This window comes from Bradyrhizobium sp. USDA3010, assembly GCF_056429065.1.
On record NZ_JBWJZD010000019.1, the window covers coordinates 42514 to 60812 of the forward strand.

An 18299-nucleotide genomic window follows, 5' to 3' on the forward strand; every position below is an offset into this window, starting at 1 on the left:
CTGGTTGCATTGTGGTTAATTGCGGCAGGCAGGCCCCAACCCGTCCCTCATTGCATCTTTTCCGGGCGGTTCCATCGAATTTTAGCTAATTCCGGCACAGGGGCTCAATTCAACTGTCGTAGTGAAACCCGGACAAATCGGATCGGGAGGCCGGTTAAATGTTCGGAGTGTTGAGCGTCGTGAGTATCGGGGTGGGGTCAGCCCTTGCCTATGTGACAAAATCGTCCCCGTCGCGCACGGCGGCCCTCGAGACCTGCGCGGGCGCGTTCCTGATCGTCGGGCTCGGCCTGCTTGGGGCCGCGCTGCCGCACCTCGCCTGACGAGCCCCCGTTCCAGACGCTCTGCTGCGCTCAGCGCGGCAATTTGGGGATCCCCGCCACCGGCGGGGCCGTGGCGGTCAGGGATTGCAGGAAGGCGATGAGGTCCTTCTTCTCGCCTGCCGTCAGAGACAACGGCTTGATGTCGGGCGACCGGCTCGGCCGCTCGATCCCGCCCTTGTTGTAGAGCTCGATGACATCTTCCAGCGTCGCGACCGATCCGTCGTGCATGTAGGGCGCACGGCGCGCGACATCGCGCAATGTCGGGGTCTTGAACGCATATTTCAGCTTCGCCGAGGTCGGAAAGTAACGTCCGCGCCCGATGTCGTGGCCCTTGGCGGTGCCGATATCCTGGAAGGACCCGTCGGAGAAGGATGGGCCGCTGTGGCAGGACGAACAACGTCCCTTGCCATTGAAAAGCTCAAAGCCGCGCTGGGCCGTTGCGCTGATCGCGCTCTCGTCGCCCTTGATCCAGCGGTCGAACGGGGCTTCGCCTGCGACGATGGAGCGCTCGAAGGTCGCCAGCGACTGCTCGATCCTCGGCCGCGTGATCGCGCCGTCGCCGAACGCGTGGGTGAATGCATCGACATAGCCGGGGATCGCCGCGAGACGCGCGATCAATTCCGGCTCGGTCATGTTGAGATTCATCGGGCTCAGAATTGGCCCGAATGCAACGGATTCGAGATCCTTGAACTTGCCGTCCCATCCCAGCGGCTCGAAGAAGGCCACATCGATCAGCGTCGGCGAACGGATCGGCAAGCCTTTCGGATCCTCACCGATGGCGCGCGGAAGGCCGTCGGCCCATGACAGGCTCGGCTTGTGGCAGCTCGCGCAGGAATGGGTCTTGGACCGCGACAGCAGCGGATCGAAGAACAGCATCTGCCCCAGCGCGGATTTCGCCTCCGAATAGGGATTGCTGCTCGGGAAAGGAACGACGTCGGGCCGGCGATAGCTGGCACGAATTGTCGCAGGGTCGCGCGGCGCCGTCGCCGAGGTCAAGGCAAGCGACAGCCCGACAGGCAAGACTGCCGCGAGCAAGGTCAGGCTGACCCAAAGCCTCATCGGGGTCCTCAGACGGTATCCTGCTCGGTATATGCCTAAGCATGTTCAACGAAGTTTTAACGCTCGGCTGCGGGCTATTGCGGATGCCGGATTCCGTCACAGATCATTTGAGCGTCGTCCGGCCCTCCTGATTTCGATCAATCCGCGCAATACCATAGCTACTCAACCTGAGGCGGCCACGGCGCTCTACTTCGTGGGGCGCTCTACTTCTTCGCCGGACGGACCGGCGCGGAGAGCTGCTCGGTGCGGTCGCGCTCGGTCATATCGACCACGGTGTCCATCGGCGCGGTGAGCTCATAGACATAGGAGACGTCGGTGAAGTAGCGCTTCGCGGTGCCGCCGAGCGCCTCCGGCGCGACGCGGTCGAGCAGGATCAGGCCGAAATCGCTGTCGGCCCGCCGCGTCGCCAGGCTGGTGTTGAACTCCTCCCAGCGGAAATGGAACATCGAGTCCGCATCCTCGCCGGCGACCTCCCAGTTCGCGACGATGTGCGGATGCTTGCCGACCAGCGACAGCCCTTCGTCGGAGTGCGAGGCGAGCTCAAAAAACAGCAGCGACAGCGATTGCGCGGCGCGGGCGCTGACGGTGATGTCGGGACCGTTCACCGCGATCCGGTCGGCATGCGGAATCGCGCGCGATTCGAACAGGCCCTTCAGCTTGACGCCCTGCCACTGGCTCTCGCTGAGCAGCGTGACGACATTCGACATCGCGTGGATGCGCCCGATCAACAGTTCGCGCGCGACGTCGATGTCGGCGCCGTGCCGCAGCGTGCGGGTCACGATCGACTGGATCACCGCGAGGATGTTCTTGACCCGATGGTTGAGCTCGTCGATGACTGCAGTCAGCCGGCGCTCGAAGCCGATCCGAACCTCGATCTCGCGGCTCAGGCGCAAATTGTTGTAGGCGACATAGCCGAACAGGCCGCAGACGATGCCGGTCAGCGCGAGGCCGATCGCCGCGACGATGGTCGCGGTCTGCTGCGCACGCACCGTGGCGTTGCTCTTGGCGTAATAGTCGAGCGACCAGTCCCGGCCGCCGAACGTCACCGTGCGGACCATCGACGGCAGCGGGCCGTCCTGGCGCACCGCGCGCGAGGTGACGATACCCTGCTCGTTGGCGGTGAACTCGTCGTTGGAATCACGCGGGTCCTTCAACGCCACCGCGAACAGCGAGGAATCGTCATTGGTCAGCATCAGCGACGACAGCTCGTAGGAGAAGGTGATGAAGCCGGCCGGCTCGGACCCGCCCTCCTGGAACACCGGCGCGGCGAGCACGACCCCGACCGGGCCGTTCTGCCGCAGCAGCGGCACCGGATCCGAGGCCACGGGCTTGGCGTTCTCCATTGCCCGCGCCAGCATCGGACCGACCACCGAGTGGCGGTCGAAGGCGCGGCCCGGGATGCTCAGGGTTTCCGGATTGCGCGGCTCGACGTCCATCAGCACGTTGATCGGCTTGTCGAGCGCCTTGATGTCGAGCGCCTGGTCGTCGAAATCGCGGATCGAGGGATTGGTGAAGCCGGCGGCCTTCAGCTCCGCCTCGGCCGCGGTCAGCTCGTTCGGCTTGAGCCGCGCGATCCAGGCGGCGACGACGAAATCGGTCTTGAAGGCGTAGATCGCCGAGCGCAGCGGCTGCAGCATATTGGCCTTCACCATCGACGGGGTTCGGAACAGTCCCGAGGCCACCCGCGCCAGCAGCTCGCGCTCGGTCAGGCGGTCCTGCACCAGGCTGGCATGGACGTCGATCGCCCGCGCCAGCGCGATACCGTCGATCGCGAGCTCCTGATCGTGCACCCGATAGGCGGCAAGACCGGAGAGCAGAACTCCGATCAGCGCAATCAATGCAACGATGAAGCCCAGTCGAACCACACGCTTACTCGGCAATCAGGGGGTGGCGAAAGGGGACGGTAGGCATCTGGCTTCTGCGGGGGCGGCGACAAATCAGGGTGCGATGAACGCCAGCCGCAAGGGAATATGGAATAGCGATCATCGGTACGCAACAGGAGCCGGTCGGCAACATTAACGACGACGCCATCCGGCGGTCTTTGGCGGCACCAAAGGTTGCTAATCGTCAAAGTTGGAAATTGTTCCGGCGATTGCGCAGCTTTTTTGCGGCGGAGTGCGCTCCCCTCTCGTCGTCCGTCACCCTGAGGAGCGCGAAGCGCGTCTCGAAGGGCGAACGGCCCGGACAGTGGGGCCGTACACACCCTTCGAGGCTCGCTACGCGAGCGCCTCAGGGTGACGGTGAAGCGCACCACGGTCCGCCACAATGATTAACGGCCAGCCGCCTTGCCCGCGCCCTGCGACCGAAGGCCACCCTTGGTCTCGATGAAGCTGATGATGCGGTCGAGGCCCTCGCTCTTCTTCAGATTGGTCATCACGAAGGGGCGTTCGCCGCGCATCCGCCTGGCGTCGGTGTCCATCTTCTCCAAGGACGCACCGACATGGGGCGCGAGGTCGATCTTGTTGATCACCAGAAGGTCGGATCGCGTGATGCCGGGGCCGCCCTTGGAGGGGATCTTGTCGCCGGCGGCGACGTCTATGACGTAGATGGTCAGATCCGCCAATTCCGGCGAGAAGGTCGCCGCCAGATTGTCGCCGCCGGACTCGATCAGCACCAGGTCGAGGTCGGGGAATTTCGCCCGCATATCGGCGACCGCAGCGAGGTTCATCGAGGCGTCCTCGCGGATCGCGGTGTGCGGGCAGCCGCCGGTCTCGACGCCGGCGATGCGGTCCGGCGTCAGCGAACCGGAGCGCACCAGAAACTCGGCGTCCCATTTGGTGTAGATGTCGTTGGTGATCGCGGCGATGTCGTAACGCTCGCGCATCGCCTTGCAGAGCAGGTCCATCAGCGCGGTCTTGCCGGAGCCGACCGGACCGCCGACGCCGACGCGCAACGGGCCATGAGAAGTTGCCATATCAATCCATCCATCGTCGTCCCGGCCGAGTGCGCAGTTGCGCACGGAGCCGGGACCCATAACCACCGAATTGAGTTGTTGCGCGAAGCTGGGGCCGCAAACTCGCATAACCACGAAGGCCGGTGGTTATGGGTCCCTGCTTTCGCAGGGACGACCCGTCAGTGTAGCGCATCATGACCGGAACAGCCTCGTATATTGCGCTTCATGACGCAGGCTTGCGAGGTCGGCCCGGAAGGTCGCGCTGCCGAGATCGTCGAGCGAAGCTGCGTTGGCCCGCGCCGCGGTCGCGGCAACGACCGGCTCGAGACCGGCCAGCACGCGCTGGCTGTCGGTCTGCCCGAGCGGGATCAACCGGCTGCCTGCGGAAATCCAGTTGGAGAGCACGGCATGCAGGAAGGCATGCAGCGATGGCGCCAGCCGGATGCCATGCGCAGCGCTGACGATACCGACCGCGACCGGGTACACGATCGGCCCGTCGCAAGCCGCAGTCATCGCGTCGAGGCCGGACGAACTCCAGGCTGCGCGGGCGATCTCGATGAAAGCGCGTCCCTGCGTCATGGTCTCGAGCTGCCGCTCGCGCGACGGCACGAAGGCAGCAGCAAGCTCGGCGATCTCCTTCAGTCCGGCGTGGCCGGGCTCCGACGCCGCGCGATGGCTCTGTGCGAGGAACACGGCGTCGCAAAAGCCGCTGCCGTCGGTGAGCATCGCCGCGAGCCAGCCGCGCAGGGTCGCGGCATCGGTGACGTCGCCGGCCTCGACCGCCCATTCGATGCCGCTGGAATAGGCGAACGCCCCGACCGGAAAGGACGGCGACAGCCACGTCATCAACCGGTACAGCGCGGCCGCCTCGTCCTCCGCCATCCCGCCGCGCACCGCAGCGGGATCAGGCTCATTTGTGGTCATGAGCATGGGAGTGGTCGTGGTGATGATGGGCATGGTCGCAATGCTCATCATGATGATGGTGGTGGTCGTGGTCATGCCCATGGTCATGGTGATGTCCGTCACCGAGGTGGTGACCATGATCGTGCGCGTCGCCATGGGCATGATCGTGCCCGGCGTGACCATGCGCGTGCTCGTCGGCATGTGCGTGCTCGGCATAGGCGCCGCCTTCGGGATCGAACGGCGCCTCGATCTCGATGACGCGGGCCCCTAACCCCTTCACCATCGCCTCGATCACGTGATCGCGCCGAATGCGCAGGCCTTTCGGCATGATCTGCGTCGGCAGATGGCGGTTGCCAAGATGCCAGGCGACCCGGATCAGATGATGCGGATCGCTGCCGCGAATTTCCGCCAGCGGCTCCGGAGCTGCGACCACCTCGATGAGGCGGCCGTCCTCCAGCACCAATGCGTCGCCGCCGCGCAGCGCGACGGCGTTCTCGAGATCGAGCAGGAATTTGAGCCCGCGCGTCCCGGTCATTGCCATCCGCCGCCGGTGCCGGTCGTCGAAATCGAGCACGACGGTGTCGGCGGCCGCTTCTGTCCAGCGATGCTGTCCCAGGACTTTGGTTGCGCGGATCATCGATTGCCTCAGAGCTTCTGAACCTTGGCGTCGCTGATGATCTCGATCACCGTCGGGCCCGTCTTCATTTCGGCGGAATATTCGCGCCACACCTTCATGTGCGGGGCCTTGCTGTGCGCGGTCAGGTCGTCGCGGGTCTCCCAGCGCTCGACGACCACATACAGATTGGGATCGTTGACGCTGACATGGCCCTCGTAGGAGAGACAGCCCTTCTCCTTGTGGGTCTCGGCGATACAGGCCTTGTGTCCCCTGATGAAGTCGTCCTTGTTCTCCGGCTTCATCGGCGTCGTTGCGATGACATAGATCATGGTGTTTCTCCCGTTCTTGCTCTTGTTAGCGAACGTCGACCTTCTCGGGCGTGATCACCTCGATCTTCGGCGGCGCGGCCATGCACTTCACCGCGACCCGGCCGAACGTCTTCATGTGCTCGGCGGTGCGATGCGGCACCAGCGCCTCGGCGTTCTCCCACTGCTCGACGAACACCATCTTGCTGTGGTCGGTGACGCTCTCGTGCAAATCGTAGGCGATGTTGCCGGGCTCCTTGCGGGTTTCCTTGATGCAGGCCGTCGCCGCAGCGATGAATTCGGCGCGGGTCTCGGGCTTGATGGTCAGCGTGGCTACGACGTAAATCACGGAAATTCCTCCCGATTTTCTCTTTGGCTTTAGATACCGGGACGGGTTTTAGAACATAAAGTAGCGCTGTGCCATGGGCAGCACCTCGGCCGGCGCGCAGGTCAGGAGTTCGCCATCTGCGCGTACCTCATAGGTCTCCGGGTCGACCTCGATCTCGGGCGTCGCGTCGTTATGGATCATGCTCTTCTTGGAGATCTTTCCGCGGGTGTTGTGCACCGCGTAGAGCTTCTTGCCGATCCCGAGCTTGCGGGCGAGGCCGCCGGTGACCGCAGCCTTCGAGGTGAACACCACCGAGGAGGCGGTCAGCGCCTTGCCGAAGGCGGCGAACATCGGCCGGTAGTGCACCGGCTGCGGCGTCGGGATCGATGCGTTGGGATCGCCCATCGGCGCCGCGACGATCGAGCCGCCCTTGATGATGCAATCCGGCTTGACGCCGAAGAACGCCGGCGACCACAGCACCAGATCGGCCATCTTGCCCTTCTCCACCGAACCGATCAGCTTCGACACGCCATGCGCGATCGCCGGGTTGATGGTGTATTTGGCGATGTAGCGCTTGACGCGGAAATTGTCGTTGTCGTTGCCTTTATCCTGCGGCAGGGCCCCGCGCTGCTTCTTCATCTTGTCGGCGGTCTGCCAGGTGCGGATGATGACTTCACCGAGCCGGCCCATCGCCTGCGAGTCCGACGACATCATCGAGAGCGCGCCGAGATCGTGCAGGATGTCCTCGGCCGCGATGGTCTCCTTGCGGATCCGGCTTTCGGCGAAGGCGAGGTCCTCGGCGATCGACGGATCGAGGTGATGGCACACCATCAGCATGTCGAGATGCTCGTCGATGGTATTGCGGGTGAACGGCCGGGTCGGATTGGTCGAGGACGGCAGCACGTTCTTCAGACCGGCAATTTTAATGATATCCGGCGCGTGGCCACCGCCGGCGCCCTCGGTGTGGAAAGCATGGATGGTGCGACCCTTGAAGGCCTTCACGGTATCCTCGACAAAGCCGGACTCGTTCAGCGTGTCGGAATGCAGCATCACCTGGACGTCGTAATCGTCGGCCACCGACAGACAGGTGTCGATCGCCGACGGCGTGGTGCCCCAATCCTCGTGCAGTTTCAGCGCGCAGGCGCCGCCCTTGATCATCTCGACCAACGCCGCCGGGCGCGAGGCGTTGCCCTTGCCCGAGATGCCGAGATTGACCGGGAAGGCGTCGAACGACTGGATCATCCGCCCCATGTGCCACGGGCCGGGCGTGCAGGTGGTGGCGAAGGTGCCGTGCGAGGGGCCGGTGCCGCCTCCCAACATCGAGGTGACGCCACTCATCAGCGCGTGCTCGATCTGCTGCGGGCAGATGAAGTGGATGTGGCTGTCGAATCCGCCCGCGGTGAGGATCTTGCCCTCACCCGCGATCACGTCGGTGCCGGGGCCGATGATGATGGTGACGTTGGGCTGGATGTCGGGATTGCCGGCCTTGCCGATCGCGGCGATCATGCCCTCCTTGATCGCGACATCGGCCTTCACGATGCCCCAGTGATCGACGATCAGCGCATTGCTGATGACGGTATCGGCCGCGCCCTGCGCGTTGGTCACCTGCGACTGCCCCATGCCGTCGCGGATCACCTTGCCGCCGCCGAACTTCACCTCCTCGCCATAGGTGGTGAGATCCTTCTCGACCTCGATGATCAGATCGGTGTCGGCGAGCCGCACCTTGTCGCCGGTGGTCGGCCCGAACATGTCGGCATAGACGGAACGCTTGATCTTCACGGACATGTCAGCCCCCAGTTTCAGCCAGCGCGGCCTTGGCGCGCGCGATAGTGTCATCGAAAATGCGGTCGAGCCGCGGATTGATCCCCCGGCAACCGGCAACGACCTTGTCGGCCCAGGCCGCATAATCGGCGAGATCGTCGCGCTCGTCCTTGCCTGGATGCGGCACGATCCGGGCGCCGATATTGCTGATCTTGTCGGCGGTCTTGATCAGCTTGGCGCCGGGCGATTTGTGCGGAGCATCCTCGATCTGCTTTTGCCGACGCACAGCCTTTGGCAGGCTCATGTCGTCGGTGCATTCGACCACCAGCGCGGCAACGCGTTCGCTGAACTTTTGCGCGAGCTCCTCTCGCGTGGTCTCGGTGTCCTCGATGGTGTCGTGCAGCCAGCCGGCCGCCACCAGCTCGGCATCGGCGCCGTCAGTCACCTGCGCCAGCAGGTTCGCGACCTCGGCCAGATGGTTGATGTAAGGCTCATTCCCCCGCCCCTTGCGCGCCATGCCGTTGTGACGGCGCGCGGCAAGCTCGGCGGCTTCGGAGACCATGCAAAGCGCGGGAAGCATCAGGTTGCGGCGCTCCCGTCGCAATTGCGATTGGTATGGCATCGAGAAATAATTTCTGCCGGCGCCTGGGGCTTACCCCTCTCACCAACCCTCCCCCGCAAGGGGGGAGGGAGCCTGACCGGAGTGCTCACCTCACTAACGACCATCACCATCACACTCGTCGCTTAGATTACAATCAAAGCTTCCCCTTCACCTCGGCGCGGAAGCCGTAGATCACGCGCTTGCCGGCGAGTGCCACGAGGTGGACGTCGCGGGTCTGGCCGGGTTCGAAGCGGACGGCGGTGCCGGCGGCGATGTCGAGGCGCATGCCGCGGGCTTTCTTGCGGTCGAACTTCAGCGCCGGGTTGGTCTCGAAGAAATGATAGTGCGAGCCGACCTGGATCGGGCGGTCGCCGGTGTTGGCGACCGACAGCGTCACGGTCTTGCGGCCGGCATTGAGCTCGATCTCGCCGTCCTTGATGAAGAGTTCGCCGGGGATCATGTCGCGCTCCTATCGGATCGGCTCGTGCACGGTGACGAGCTTGGTGCCGTCGGGAAATGTCGCCTCGACCTGGATGTCGTGGATCATCTCCGGGATGCCGTCCATCACCTGCGCGCGGGTCAAGACCTTGGCGCCCGCCTGCATCAGTTCGGCGACGGTGCGGCCGTCGCGCGCGCCCTCGACGATGTAATCGGTGATCAGCGCCACCGCTTCGGGATGGTTCAGCTTGACGCCACGTTCGAGCCGGCGGCGCGCCACCATGGCGGCCATCGATACCAGGAGCTTGTCCTTTTCGCGGGGAGACAAATTCATGCGAGCACTCTGATCGTTCTTGAAAGGTCTAGTTGAGCCACAGCCGCGGCAGCGGCACCAAGGAGGCGCGGCCGAGCACCGCCATCATGTCGGCGCGCAACCGGGCCGCATCTTGGGCACAGAAGCGCGCCATTGCAAAGCCATTCCAGGCGGAGATGCCGACCTCGGCGCCGAAGCTGTCAGACGCCGCGCGGATGCGCTCGACCAGCGCCCCGTCGCCCGGCACGATCAGCGCGGTGCCGATCGCGCAGCCGCCCCCTGCGATTGCAGGCCGTGCCAGCTTCTCGCCGATCTCGCCGTCGAGGCGGATGGTCTCGGCAAACACCAGCCTGCCGCCGCGCCGCATCCGCCAGCGGTCGACGAACTCGCCATGGCGCATGGTCTCGCCCATCGCGGCACGGCCAAACACCACGATCTCGCACAGCAAAAGCGAAGCGCCTTCAGCCAGGTCGATGTCGAAGCGGCGATGAATACGGGCGCGGTCGAACAGGATGGTCTCCTGCGGCAGCCAGGAGAGATGCGCGCCATCAGCGACCTTCAGCGCGATGTCAAGCCGCGCCGCGGCTGCCGGGCCTGGTGCGATCCGGTTGGATCGCTCCAGGCCCTCATTTTGTTTGGACGCGTTTTCTTCACGCGAACCGGCATCCACTTCGCTCGAAAACGCTGCCGGAGCACGATAGACCTTTTCGGCGGCCGCCGTGGTCAGGGTCAGGCGGGCGCCCTCTCCGGCCGCGATCGCAATCTCGAAGCGGTCGCCGCCGGCAATGCCGCCGGCGGTGTTGACGAACATCGCCGACAGACCGTCGTCCTCCGGCGACGGGAAACGGACGCGCAACGAGCCTGACTCATGCAGGTCGCCGCGGCGGGTGGCCCCATCCTTGCGATGCACGCCGAACCTGACCGCGCCTTGAGCGCGGTTTGCCGCAAACGTTGCCGCTGCCGCGCCTGCGATCCCGGTCCGCATTCCCCCGACGCTCCCTTAACCCACGACGCGCGCGGCGGCGTCACATCAACTTCACAGCGCCATCTGGCGGCTGATCTCGGCGGGATCGAGGCTTGCACGATCGCAGGCATATTTCACCGCGCCCCGGTCCATCACGGCAAAACTGTCGCCGAGTTCGCAGGCAAAGTCGAGATATTGTTCGACCAGCACGATTGCGATGTTGCCGAGGTTGCGCAGATAGGAAATCGCGCGGCCGATGTCCTTGATGATCGAGGGCTGGATGCCCTCGGTGGGCTCGTCGAGCAGCAGGAGCTTCGGCCGCATCACCAGCGCGCGGCCGATCGCAAGCTGCTGCTGCTGGCCGCCGGAGAGATCGCCGCCGCGGCGGCCCAGCATGGTCTGCAGCACCGGAAACAGCGAGAACACGTCGTCGGGGATGTTGCGGTCCTCGCGCTTCAGCGGGCCGAATCCGGTCTTGAGGTTTTCCTCCACCGTCAGCAACGGGAAGATCTCGCGGCCCTGCGGCACGAAGCCGATGCCGCGCCGCGCCCGCTCATAGGGTTTTAGCGCGGTGATGTCCTCGCCGTCGAAATTGATCGCGCCGGAGGCGATCGGATACTGGCCGACCATGGCGCGCAGCAGCGAGGTCTTGCCGACGCCGTTGCGGCCGAGCACGCAGGTGACCTTGCCCGGCTCGGCGGTCAGCGACACGCCGCGCAGCGCCTGCGCCGCGCCGTAATAGAGATTGATGTTGTCGACCTTCAGCATCGCCTAGCGCCCCAGATACACTTCGACCACCCGCTCGTTCGACGACACCTGGTCGATCGAACCTTCGGCGAGCACCGTGCCTTCATGCAGGCAGGTCACCTTGACGCCGAGCTCGCGCACGAAGGTCATGTCGTGCTCGACCACCATGATGGTGTGGTTCTTGTTGATCTCTTTGAGCAGCTCCGCGGTCAGATGGGTCTCGACATCGGTCATCCCGGCGACCGGCTCGTCGACCAGCAGCACCTTGGGATCCTGCGCCAGCAGCATGCCGATCTCGAGCCACTGCTTCTGGCCGTGCGACAGGCTGCCGGCGAGGCGGTTGCGCGCATCGGTCAGGCGGATGGTCTCCAGCACCTTGTCGATGCGCTCGGACTCGGCCTTGCTGCCGCGCCAGAACAGCGTGCCACGCACGGAATGATCGACATTGAGCGCGAGCAGCAGATTGTCCTGCACGGTCTGGCTCTCGAACACCGTCGGTTTCTGGAATTTGCGGCCGATGCCGAGCTCGGCGATCCGGGTCTCGTCGAGCCGGGTCAGGTCGACGGTGCCGTCGAACAGCACGGTGCCCTCGTCCGGCTTGGTCTTGCCGGTGATGATGTCCATCATCGTGGTCTTGCCGGCGCCGTTCGGACCGATGATGGCGCGCATCTCGCCGGGCGCGAGCGTCAGCGACAGATTGTTGATGGCGTGAAAGCCGTCGAACGAGACGTGCACGCCGTCGAGATAGAGCATGGCCGAAGTGGCGCGGGTATCCATGACGTTCATCAGCCTACTCCGCCGGGTTCGGTGCGCCGACGCCGTCTTCGCGCGCGGCGCTCTCGGCGTCAGGAGAGCCGTTCTTTGCCTTTGACGTCTCCCACCAGCTGTTGAAGGTGCCGACGATGCCCTTCGGCAGCAGCAGCGTGACCAGGATGAACAGCGCTCCCAGCATGAACAGCCAGTACGGCGCGAGCGGCCCCGAGGTGAAGAACGTCTTGGCGTAATTGACAACGACGGCGCCGAGCGCGGCGCCGATCAGCGTGCCGCGACCGCCGACCGCGACCCAGATCACCGCCTCGATCGAATTGCCGGGCGCGAACTCGCTCGGATTGATGATGCCGACCTGTGGCACATAGAGCGCGCCGGCGACACCGGCCATGCAGGCCGACAGCGTGAACACGAACAGCTTGTAGGATTCGACGCGATAGCCGAGGAAACGGGTCCGGCTTTCGGCGTCGCGCACCGCGATCAGGACCTTGCCGAGCTTCGAGGTCACGATCGCGCGGCAGATCAGGAAAGCGATGATCAGCGCCAGGCAGCTCAGCAGGAACAGCGCGGCGCGGGTGCCTTCGGCCTGCACGTTGAAGCCGATGATGTCCTTGAAGTCGGTCAGGCCGTTGTTGCCGCCGAAGCCGAAATCATTGCGGAAGAACGCCAGCAGCAGCGCATAGGTCATCGCCTGCGTGATGATCGACAGATAGACGCCGGTGACCCGCGAGCGGAAGGCGAGCCAGCCGAAGCAGAAGGCGAGCAGGCCCGGCACCAGCAGCACCATCAACGCGGCAACCCAGAACTTGTCGAAGCCGTACCAGTACCAGGGCAGCTTGTCCCAGTTCAGGAACACCATGAAGTCGGGCAGGATCGGGTTGCCGTAGACGCCGCGGCTGCCGATCTGCCGCATCAGGTACATGCCCATCGCGTAGCCGCCGAGCGCGAAGAACGCGCCGTGGCCGAGCGAGAGGATGCCGCAATAGCCCCAGATCAGATCGATCGAGAGCGCGAGGATGGCGTAGCAGACATATTTGCCCCACAGCGCCACCAGATAGGTCGGCACCTGGAACATCGAGCCCTGCGGCAGCAGCAGGTTGGACAGCGGGATCAGCACGCCGACCGCGGCAACGAGCAGCACGAACGCGGTCGCGGCGCGGTCGAGCGAACGGGTGAGGATGTGCGGCGTCATGCTTCCACCGCCCGGCCCTTGAGCGCGAACAGGCCGCGCGGCCGCTTCTGGATGAACAGGATGATCAGCACCAGGATCGCGATCTTGCCGAGCACCGCACCTGCCACCGGCTCGAGGAATTTGTTGGCGATGCCGAGCGTGAAGGCGCCGACCAGCGTGCCCCAGAGATTGCCGACGCCGCCGAACACCACGACCATGAAGCTGTCGATGATGTAGCTCTGGCCGAGATTCGGGCTGACATTGTCGATCTGCGACAAGGCCACGCCGGCAATGCCGGCGATCCCCGAGCCGAGGCCGAAGGTCAGCGCGTCGACGCGCGAGGTGGCGATCCCCATCGAGGCCGCCATGCGGCGGTTCTGCGTCACCGCGCGCATCTCGAGCCCAAGTGCGGTGTAGCGCAGCATCGCGAGCAGGATGGCGAACACCGCGAGCGTGAAGCAGAGGATCCAGAGCCGGTTATAGGTGATGGTGATCTGGCCGAGCTCGAAGGCGCCGCTCATCCAGGAGGGGTTGCCTACCTCGCGGTTGGTCGGGCCGAACGCGGTGCGCACCGCCTGCTGCAGCACCAGCGACAGGCCCCAGGTCGCAAGCAGCGTCTCCAGCGGACGGCCGTAGAGGAAGCGGATGATGGTGCGCTCGATCAGGACGCCGATGAGGCCCGCGACCAGGAAGGCAAGCGGCACTGCGATCAGCAGCGAATAGTCGAACAGCCCGGGATAGCGGGTGCGGATCACCTCCTGCACCACGAAGGTGGTGTAGGCGCCAAGCATCACCATCTCGCCATGCGCCATGTTGATGACGCCCATCACGCCGAAGGTGATGGCAAGCCCGATCGCGGCGAGCAGCAGCACCGAGCCGAGCGACAGGCCGTACCAGGCGTTCTGCACCATCGACCACATCGCAAGATTGCTCTGGATCGAGGTGACCGCGGTAGCCGCCGCCTTGGCGACCAGCGGCGGCTGGTCGCCGAGTCCGGTAAGCAGCGCCTGCGCCTCCTGGTCGCCGCGGGCCTTGACCACAGCAACGGCGTCGAGCTTGTCACTGTCCGATGCATCCGGTTTGAACAGGATGATGGCGGCGCGCGCCTCGGCGAAAGCCTGCTTGATCGATTTGACGCTCTCCTTGGCGAGCGCGCCCTCCACCGTCGGCAGCAGGCCCTCCTCGTGGCTCTTGAACACCGATTGCGCCGCCGCGAGCCGCTTGGCCGGATCCGGCGACAGCAGCGTCAGGCCGCCGAGCGCGGCCTCCACGGTGCGGCGCAGGCGGTTGTTGAGGCGAACGGCGGCGGCGTTGTCCGGCAGCTTGTCGACGGCTGCGCCGGTGGCGGCGTCGATGATCTTGCCGTCGGGCTGGGTGATGAAGACCTTCTTGCTGTCCGGATCGGCCGACAGCCGGCCGTCCTGCAGCGCGCCGATGATGGGCGAAGCGAGCGCATTGCCCGATGCGGCAACCTCGCCGATCGCAGTCTCGGTGTCGGAGAACTCGTCATTGGCGAATTTGGCGACCGAATCCTCGAACGGGCCGGCCAGCGCCGGCACAGCAAGGCAGCTCAGCAGCAGGATCGAGAGAAACAGAGTGCGAAAGCGATCAATACAAATAGCAAACACGTCAGTACCCCGGCAGGAGTGGAGGAGAAGGCGGCGAGCAATGCCGCCTTCTCCGGTGTTGGAAGGTTGTGTTGTGTCGTTGTTGAGGTCAGGCGTCTTGTTTGAGCGTGATATCCGCGCAAACGCGTTCCGCGTTTGTCGCGAGGGAAAACCGCTTCGCAATTCTCCCTATCAAGCTCAGTATCAGGAGCCCTGGCCGCCGCACTTGTTGGTCTTGGTGTTGTAGTTGCCGCACTTCTTGCCGACCCAATCGCCGATCAGATCCTTGGAGCCCTCGAGCTCCTTCGACCAGGCGTCGCCGGCCACCAGGCCCGGGGTCTTCCAGACCACGTCGAACTGGCCGTTGCCCTTGATCTCGCCGATGAACACCGGCTTGGTGATGTGGTGGTTCGGCAGCATCTTCGAGGTGCCGCCGGTCAGGTTCGGCGCCTCGGTGCCGGGAAGCGCGTCGATCACCTTGTCCGGATCCGTTGACTTCACCTTCTCGACCGCCTTCACCCACATGTTGAAGCCGATGTAGTGCGCTTCCATCGGATCGTTGGTCACGCGCTTCGGATTCTTGGTGTAGGCCTGCCACTCCTTGATGAACTTCTCGTTCGCCGGGGTCTTGATCGACTCGAAGTAATTCCAGGCGGCGAGATGGCCGAGCAGCGGCTTGGTGTCGATGCCGGCGAGCTCTTCTTCGCCGACCGAGAACGCGACCACCGGGATGTCGGTCGCCTTGATGCCCTGGTTGCCGAGCTCCTTGTAGAACGGAACGTTGGCGTCGCCGTTGATGGTCGAGACCACGGCGGTCTTCTTGCCGGCCGAGCCGAACTTCTTGATGTCGGCCACGATCGTCTGCCAGTCGGAGTGACCGAACGGCGTGTAGTTGATCATGATGTCGTCCTGGGCGACGCCCTTCGACTTCAGATAGGCCTCCAGGATCTTGTTGGTGGTGCGCGGATAGACGTAGTCGGTGCCGGCCAGCACCCAGCGCTTCACCTTTTCTTCCTTCATCAGATAGTCGACGGCGGGGATCGCCTGCTGGTTCGGCGCCGCGCCCGTGTAGAACACGTTGCGCTCGGACTCCTCGCCCTCATACTGCACCGGATAGAACAGGATGTTGTTCAGCTCCTTGAACACCGGCAGCACGGACTTGCGCGACACCGAGGTCCAGCAGCCGAACACGACCGCAACCTTGTCCTTGGTGATCAGCTCGCGGGCCTTTTCGGCAAACAGCGGCCAGTTCGATGCGGGGTCGACCACGACGGCCTCGAGCTTCTTGCCGAGCACGCCGCCCTTCTTGTTCTGCTCGTCGATCAGGAAAAGGATCGTGTCCTTCAGCGTGGTTTCGCTGATGGCCATGGTGCCCGACAGCGAGTGAAGAATACCAATCTTGATGGTGTCGTCGGCCGCTTGAGCGGGCGCGAACGGCGAGGACGCAGCCAGACCCAAAACCAGGCCGGCGGTCGCCGCGAGCGCGCGGCGGCGGGTCATCGTCGTTATTTTGTGAGTAAGCTGAGTAAGCATGAAATGTCGTCTCCCTGACGCAGGCGTGGAACGCTTGCGAACGGCCGCTTGGCCGCCTGCGGTTAAGGGAATCGCAAGAACTGTGCCACGGTGTGTGGGCACCGTAAGCCGATGAACCAACTGGATAATTTCGCGAGTTCCGGGCAAATACGGAGAGCGATTGCTCAATCATTGAGCTGTCAACTTGACTGCCGAAAGAGCAATCAGGTCATTTTGTAGGCATAATTACCTTCTTGGCTAAATTTCCGGCACCGATTTGTGACAGTTTGCGCGATGGTTCGGCGCATTCCGCGCGCCTATTCCGGCGATATCATCTTGAAACCGCCCAGTTCCTGGTCCATATCCTCGCCATGCCCGCGACATCGCGGTGCCTTTGCGAGCTGCGTGTTCAAGCTGCCCCAAGCGGCTTCTGGCTCGCCTTTCAGCTAACCCAGCTTGACGCCCCAGACACGCGGGTGTCCCCGAATGCTTTCATGCGATTCCGGCCGATACTGGCCGGGACGATGATGGCTTTTATGGAAAGAACCACCTTTTGACCTCCTTTCAGGATTTCGGCCTTGCCGATCCCATCGCCCGCGCGCTTCGAGAAGAAAACTATCTCACGCCGACCCCCATCCAGGCCCAGACCATCCCGCTCGCACTTGCCGGCCGCGACGTCGTCGGCATCGCCCAGACCGGAACCGGCAAGACCGCGTCCTTCGCGCTGCCGATCCTGCACCGGCTGCTCGAGAACCGCATCCGCCCGCAGCCCAAGAGCTGCCGCGTGCTGGTGCTCTCGCCGACCCGCGAACTGTCCGGGCAGATCCTCGACAGCTTCAACACCTATGGCCGCCACGTCCGGCTGTCCTCGACGCTCGCCATTGGCGGCGTCCCGATGGGCCGCCAGGTCCGTTCCCTGATGCAGGGCGTCGAGGTGCTGGTCGCCACCCCCGGCCGCCTGCTCGACCTCGTGCAGAGCAACGGGCTGAAGCTCAACCAGGTCGAGTTCCTGGTGCTCGATGAAGCCGACCGCATGCTCGACATGGGCTTCATCAACGACATCCGCAAAATCGTCGCCAAGCTGCCGATCCGGCGGCAGACGCTGTTCTTCTCGGCCACCATGCCCAAGGACATCGCCGAGCTCGCCGAGGCGATGCTGCGCGACCCCGCCCGCGTGGCGGTGACGCCGGTGGCCTCGACGGTGGATCGCATCGCCCAGCGCGCGATCCAGGTCGATTTCGCGGCCAAGCCGACGGTTCTCGCCCAGCTTCTGAAGCAGGAGCAGGTCAATCGCGCCCTGGTGTTTACCCGCACCAAGCACGGCGCCGACAAGGTGGTGAAGAGCCTTGCCAAGGCCGGCATCGAGGCCAATGCGATCCACGGCAACAAGTCGCAGAACCATCGCGAGCGCACGCTGGCGGCATTCCGCTCCGGCGAGATCCGCACGCTGGTGGCGACCGATATCGCCGCCCGCGGCATCGACGTCGACGGCGTCAGCCATGTCGTGAACTTCGACCTGCCCAACATCCCGGAGACCTACGTCCACCGCATCGGCCGCACCGCGCGCGCCGGCGCCGACGGCATCGCGATCTCGCTGGTCGCCGGCGCCGAGGAGATGGGCTATCTGCGCGACATCGAGCGGCTGATCCGGATTACCGTGCCGCGGGAAGACCGCCGCACACAAGGCGGCTCCCCTGGCAGCCGCGAGGCCGCCGCGCCCGCATCGGCGACCCACCCCCACCGGGGCGGCCGCTCTGCGCCGCGCGCGCATAATGTCCGTGGGAATGAGGCCGCTCCGAGTGCAAAAGGGCCTCGCCGCCGCCGCCGCGGAGGTGGTAATAATGCCGCGCCGCAGACGAGCCGGGGCGAGTCGCCGCGTCCGTCGCAGGCCGGCAGCAGCGAAGGCATTCAGGGCGTCGCCTTCTTGCATCGCGAGAGCCGGCCGAATCCGCAACCCAACCGCAACAACCGACCGAAGCACTAGCCGTCGCTC

19 protein-coding genes are annotated in these 18299 nt (G+C 64.7%); 2 read left to right on the plus strand and 17 right to left on the minus strand.

Annotated features, from left to right (window positions below):
- Positions 1–158 precede the first annotated feature (158 nt).
- Entirely contained in the window at positions 159–320 is a 162-nt protein-coding gene (locus AC066Y_RS25870; RefSeq protein ID WP_171947852.1) for a hypothetical protein, read from the plus strand.
- A gap of 30 nt (positions 321–350) precedes the next feature.
- On the opposite strand, the gene AC066Y_RS25875 is transcribed toward AC066Y_RS25870, so the two are convergent.
- From AC066Y_RS25875 to urtA, 17 genes are all read right to left on the minus strand, one after another.
- Positions 351–1379, minus strand: coding sequence for a cytochrome-c peroxidase (locus AC066Y_RS25875; protein ID WP_478276324.1), 1029 nt, complete (start codon positions 1377–1379; stop codon positions 351–353).
- A gap of 203 nt (positions 1380–1582) precedes the next feature.
- Entirely contained in the window at positions 1583–3244 is a 1662-nt protein-coding gene (locus AC066Y_RS25880; protein ID WP_478276325.1) for a CHASE domain-containing protein, read from the minus strand.
- 404 nt (positions 3245–3648) lie between these two features.
- Positions 3649–4293, minus strand: coding sequence for an urease accessory protein UreG (ureG, locus tag AC066Y_RS25885; RefSeq protein WP_478276326.1), 645 nt, complete (start codon positions 4291–4293; stop codon positions 3649–3651).
- Positions 4294–4464: 171 nt separating this feature from the next.
- Entirely contained in the window at positions 4465–5202 is a 738-nt protein-coding gene (locus AC066Y_RS25890) for an urease accessory protein UreF (RefSeq protein WP_478276407.1), read from the minus strand.
- Entirely contained in the window at positions 5183–5812 is a 630-nt protein-coding gene (locus AC066Y_RS25895; protein ID WP_478276327.1) for an urease accessory protein UreE, read from the minus strand. The genes AC066Y_RS25890 and AC066Y_RS25895 overlap by 20 nt, the downstream gene beginning before the upstream one ends.
- An 8-nt stretch (positions 5813–5820) precedes the next feature.
- On the minus strand, positions 5821–6120 hold the full coding sequence (locus AC066Y_RS25900) for a putative quinol monooxygenase (protein ID WP_092118991.1): 300 nt from the start codon (positions 6118–6120) through the stop codon (positions 5821–5823).
- 25 nt (positions 6121–6145) lie between these two features.
- Complete coding sequence (locus AC066Y_RS25905; RefSeq protein WP_024581875.1) at positions 6146–6445, minus strand: putative quinol monooxygenase; 300 nt, start codon at positions 6443–6445, stop codon at positions 6146–6148.
- Positions 6446–6493: 48 nt separating this feature from the next.
- Positions 6494–8209: an urease subunit alpha gene (ureC, locus tag AC066Y_RS25910; protein ID WP_478276328.1), complete on the minus strand. Its 1716-nt coding sequence runs from the start codon at positions 8207–8209 to the stop codon at positions 6494–6496.
- Between the two features lies 1 nt (position 8210).
- The gene (locus AC066Y_RS25915; RefSeq protein ID WP_478276329.1) at positions 8211–8765 is read right to left on the minus strand and encodes an HD domain-containing protein; all 555 of its coding nucleotides are present in this window, start codon (positions 8763–8765) and stop codon (positions 8211–8213) included.
- Positions 8766–8940: 175 nt separating this feature from the next.
- On the minus strand, positions 8941–9246 hold the full coding sequence (locus tag AC066Y_RS25920; protein ID WP_038387566.1) for an urease subunit beta: 306 nt from the start codon (positions 9244–9246) through the stop codon (positions 8941–8943).
- A gap of 9 nt (positions 9247–9255) precedes the next feature.
- Complete coding sequence (locus tag AC066Y_RS25925) at positions 9256–9558, minus strand: urease subunit gamma (RefSeq protein WP_063695274.1); 303 nt, start codon at positions 9556–9558, stop codon at positions 9256–9258.
- A gap of 28 nt (positions 9559–9586) precedes the next feature.
- Positions 9587–10522: an urease accessory protein UreD gene (locus tag AC066Y_RS25930; RefSeq protein WP_478276330.1), complete on the minus strand. Its 936-nt coding sequence runs from the start codon at positions 10520–10522 to the stop codon at positions 9587–9589.
- Between the two features lie 51 nt (positions 10523–10573).
- The gene (gene urtE, locus AC066Y_RS25935; protein WP_478276331.1) at positions 10574–11269 is read right to left on the minus strand and encodes an urea ABC transporter ATP-binding subunit UrtE; all 696 of its coding nucleotides are present in this window, start codon (positions 11267–11269) and stop codon (positions 10574–10576) included.
- 3 nt (positions 11270–11272) lie between these two features.
- Positions 11273–12034, minus strand: a complete 762-nt coding sequence (gene urtD / locus AC066Y_RS25940) for an urea ABC transporter ATP-binding protein UrtD (RefSeq protein WP_050405363.1) — start codon at positions 12032–12034, stop codon at positions 11273–11275.
- Between the two features lie 4 nt (positions 12035–12038).
- Positions 12039–13208 (minus strand): urea ABC transporter permease subunit UrtC, encoded by a 1170-nt coding sequence (gene urtC, locus AC066Y_RS25945; protein WP_478276332.1) that lies wholly within the window; start codon positions 13206–13208, stop codon positions 12039–12041.
- On the minus strand, positions 13205–14800 hold the full coding sequence (gene urtB, locus AC066Y_RS25950; protein ID WP_478276408.1) for an urea ABC transporter permease subunit UrtB: 1596 nt from the start codon (positions 14798–14800) through the stop codon (positions 13205–13207). Before urtB ends, urtC begins: the two co-directional genes overlap by 4 nt.
- A 198-nt stretch (positions 14801–14998) precedes the next feature.
- On the minus strand, positions 14999–16327 hold the full coding sequence (gene urtA / locus AC066Y_RS25955; protein ID WP_092119009.1) for an urea ABC transporter substrate-binding protein: 1329 nt from the start codon (positions 16325–16327) through the stop codon (positions 14999–15001).
- A gap of 532 nt (positions 16328–16859) precedes the next feature.
- On the opposite strand from urtA, the gene AC066Y_RS25960 reads away from it, so the two are divergent.
- The gene (locus AC066Y_RS25960; protein WP_478276333.1) at positions 16860–18290 is read left to right on the plus strand and encodes a DEAD/DEAH box helicase; all 1431 of its coding nucleotides are present in this window, start codon (positions 16860–16862) and stop codon (positions 18288–18290) included.
- Positions 18291–18299: the final 9 nt, after the last annotated feature.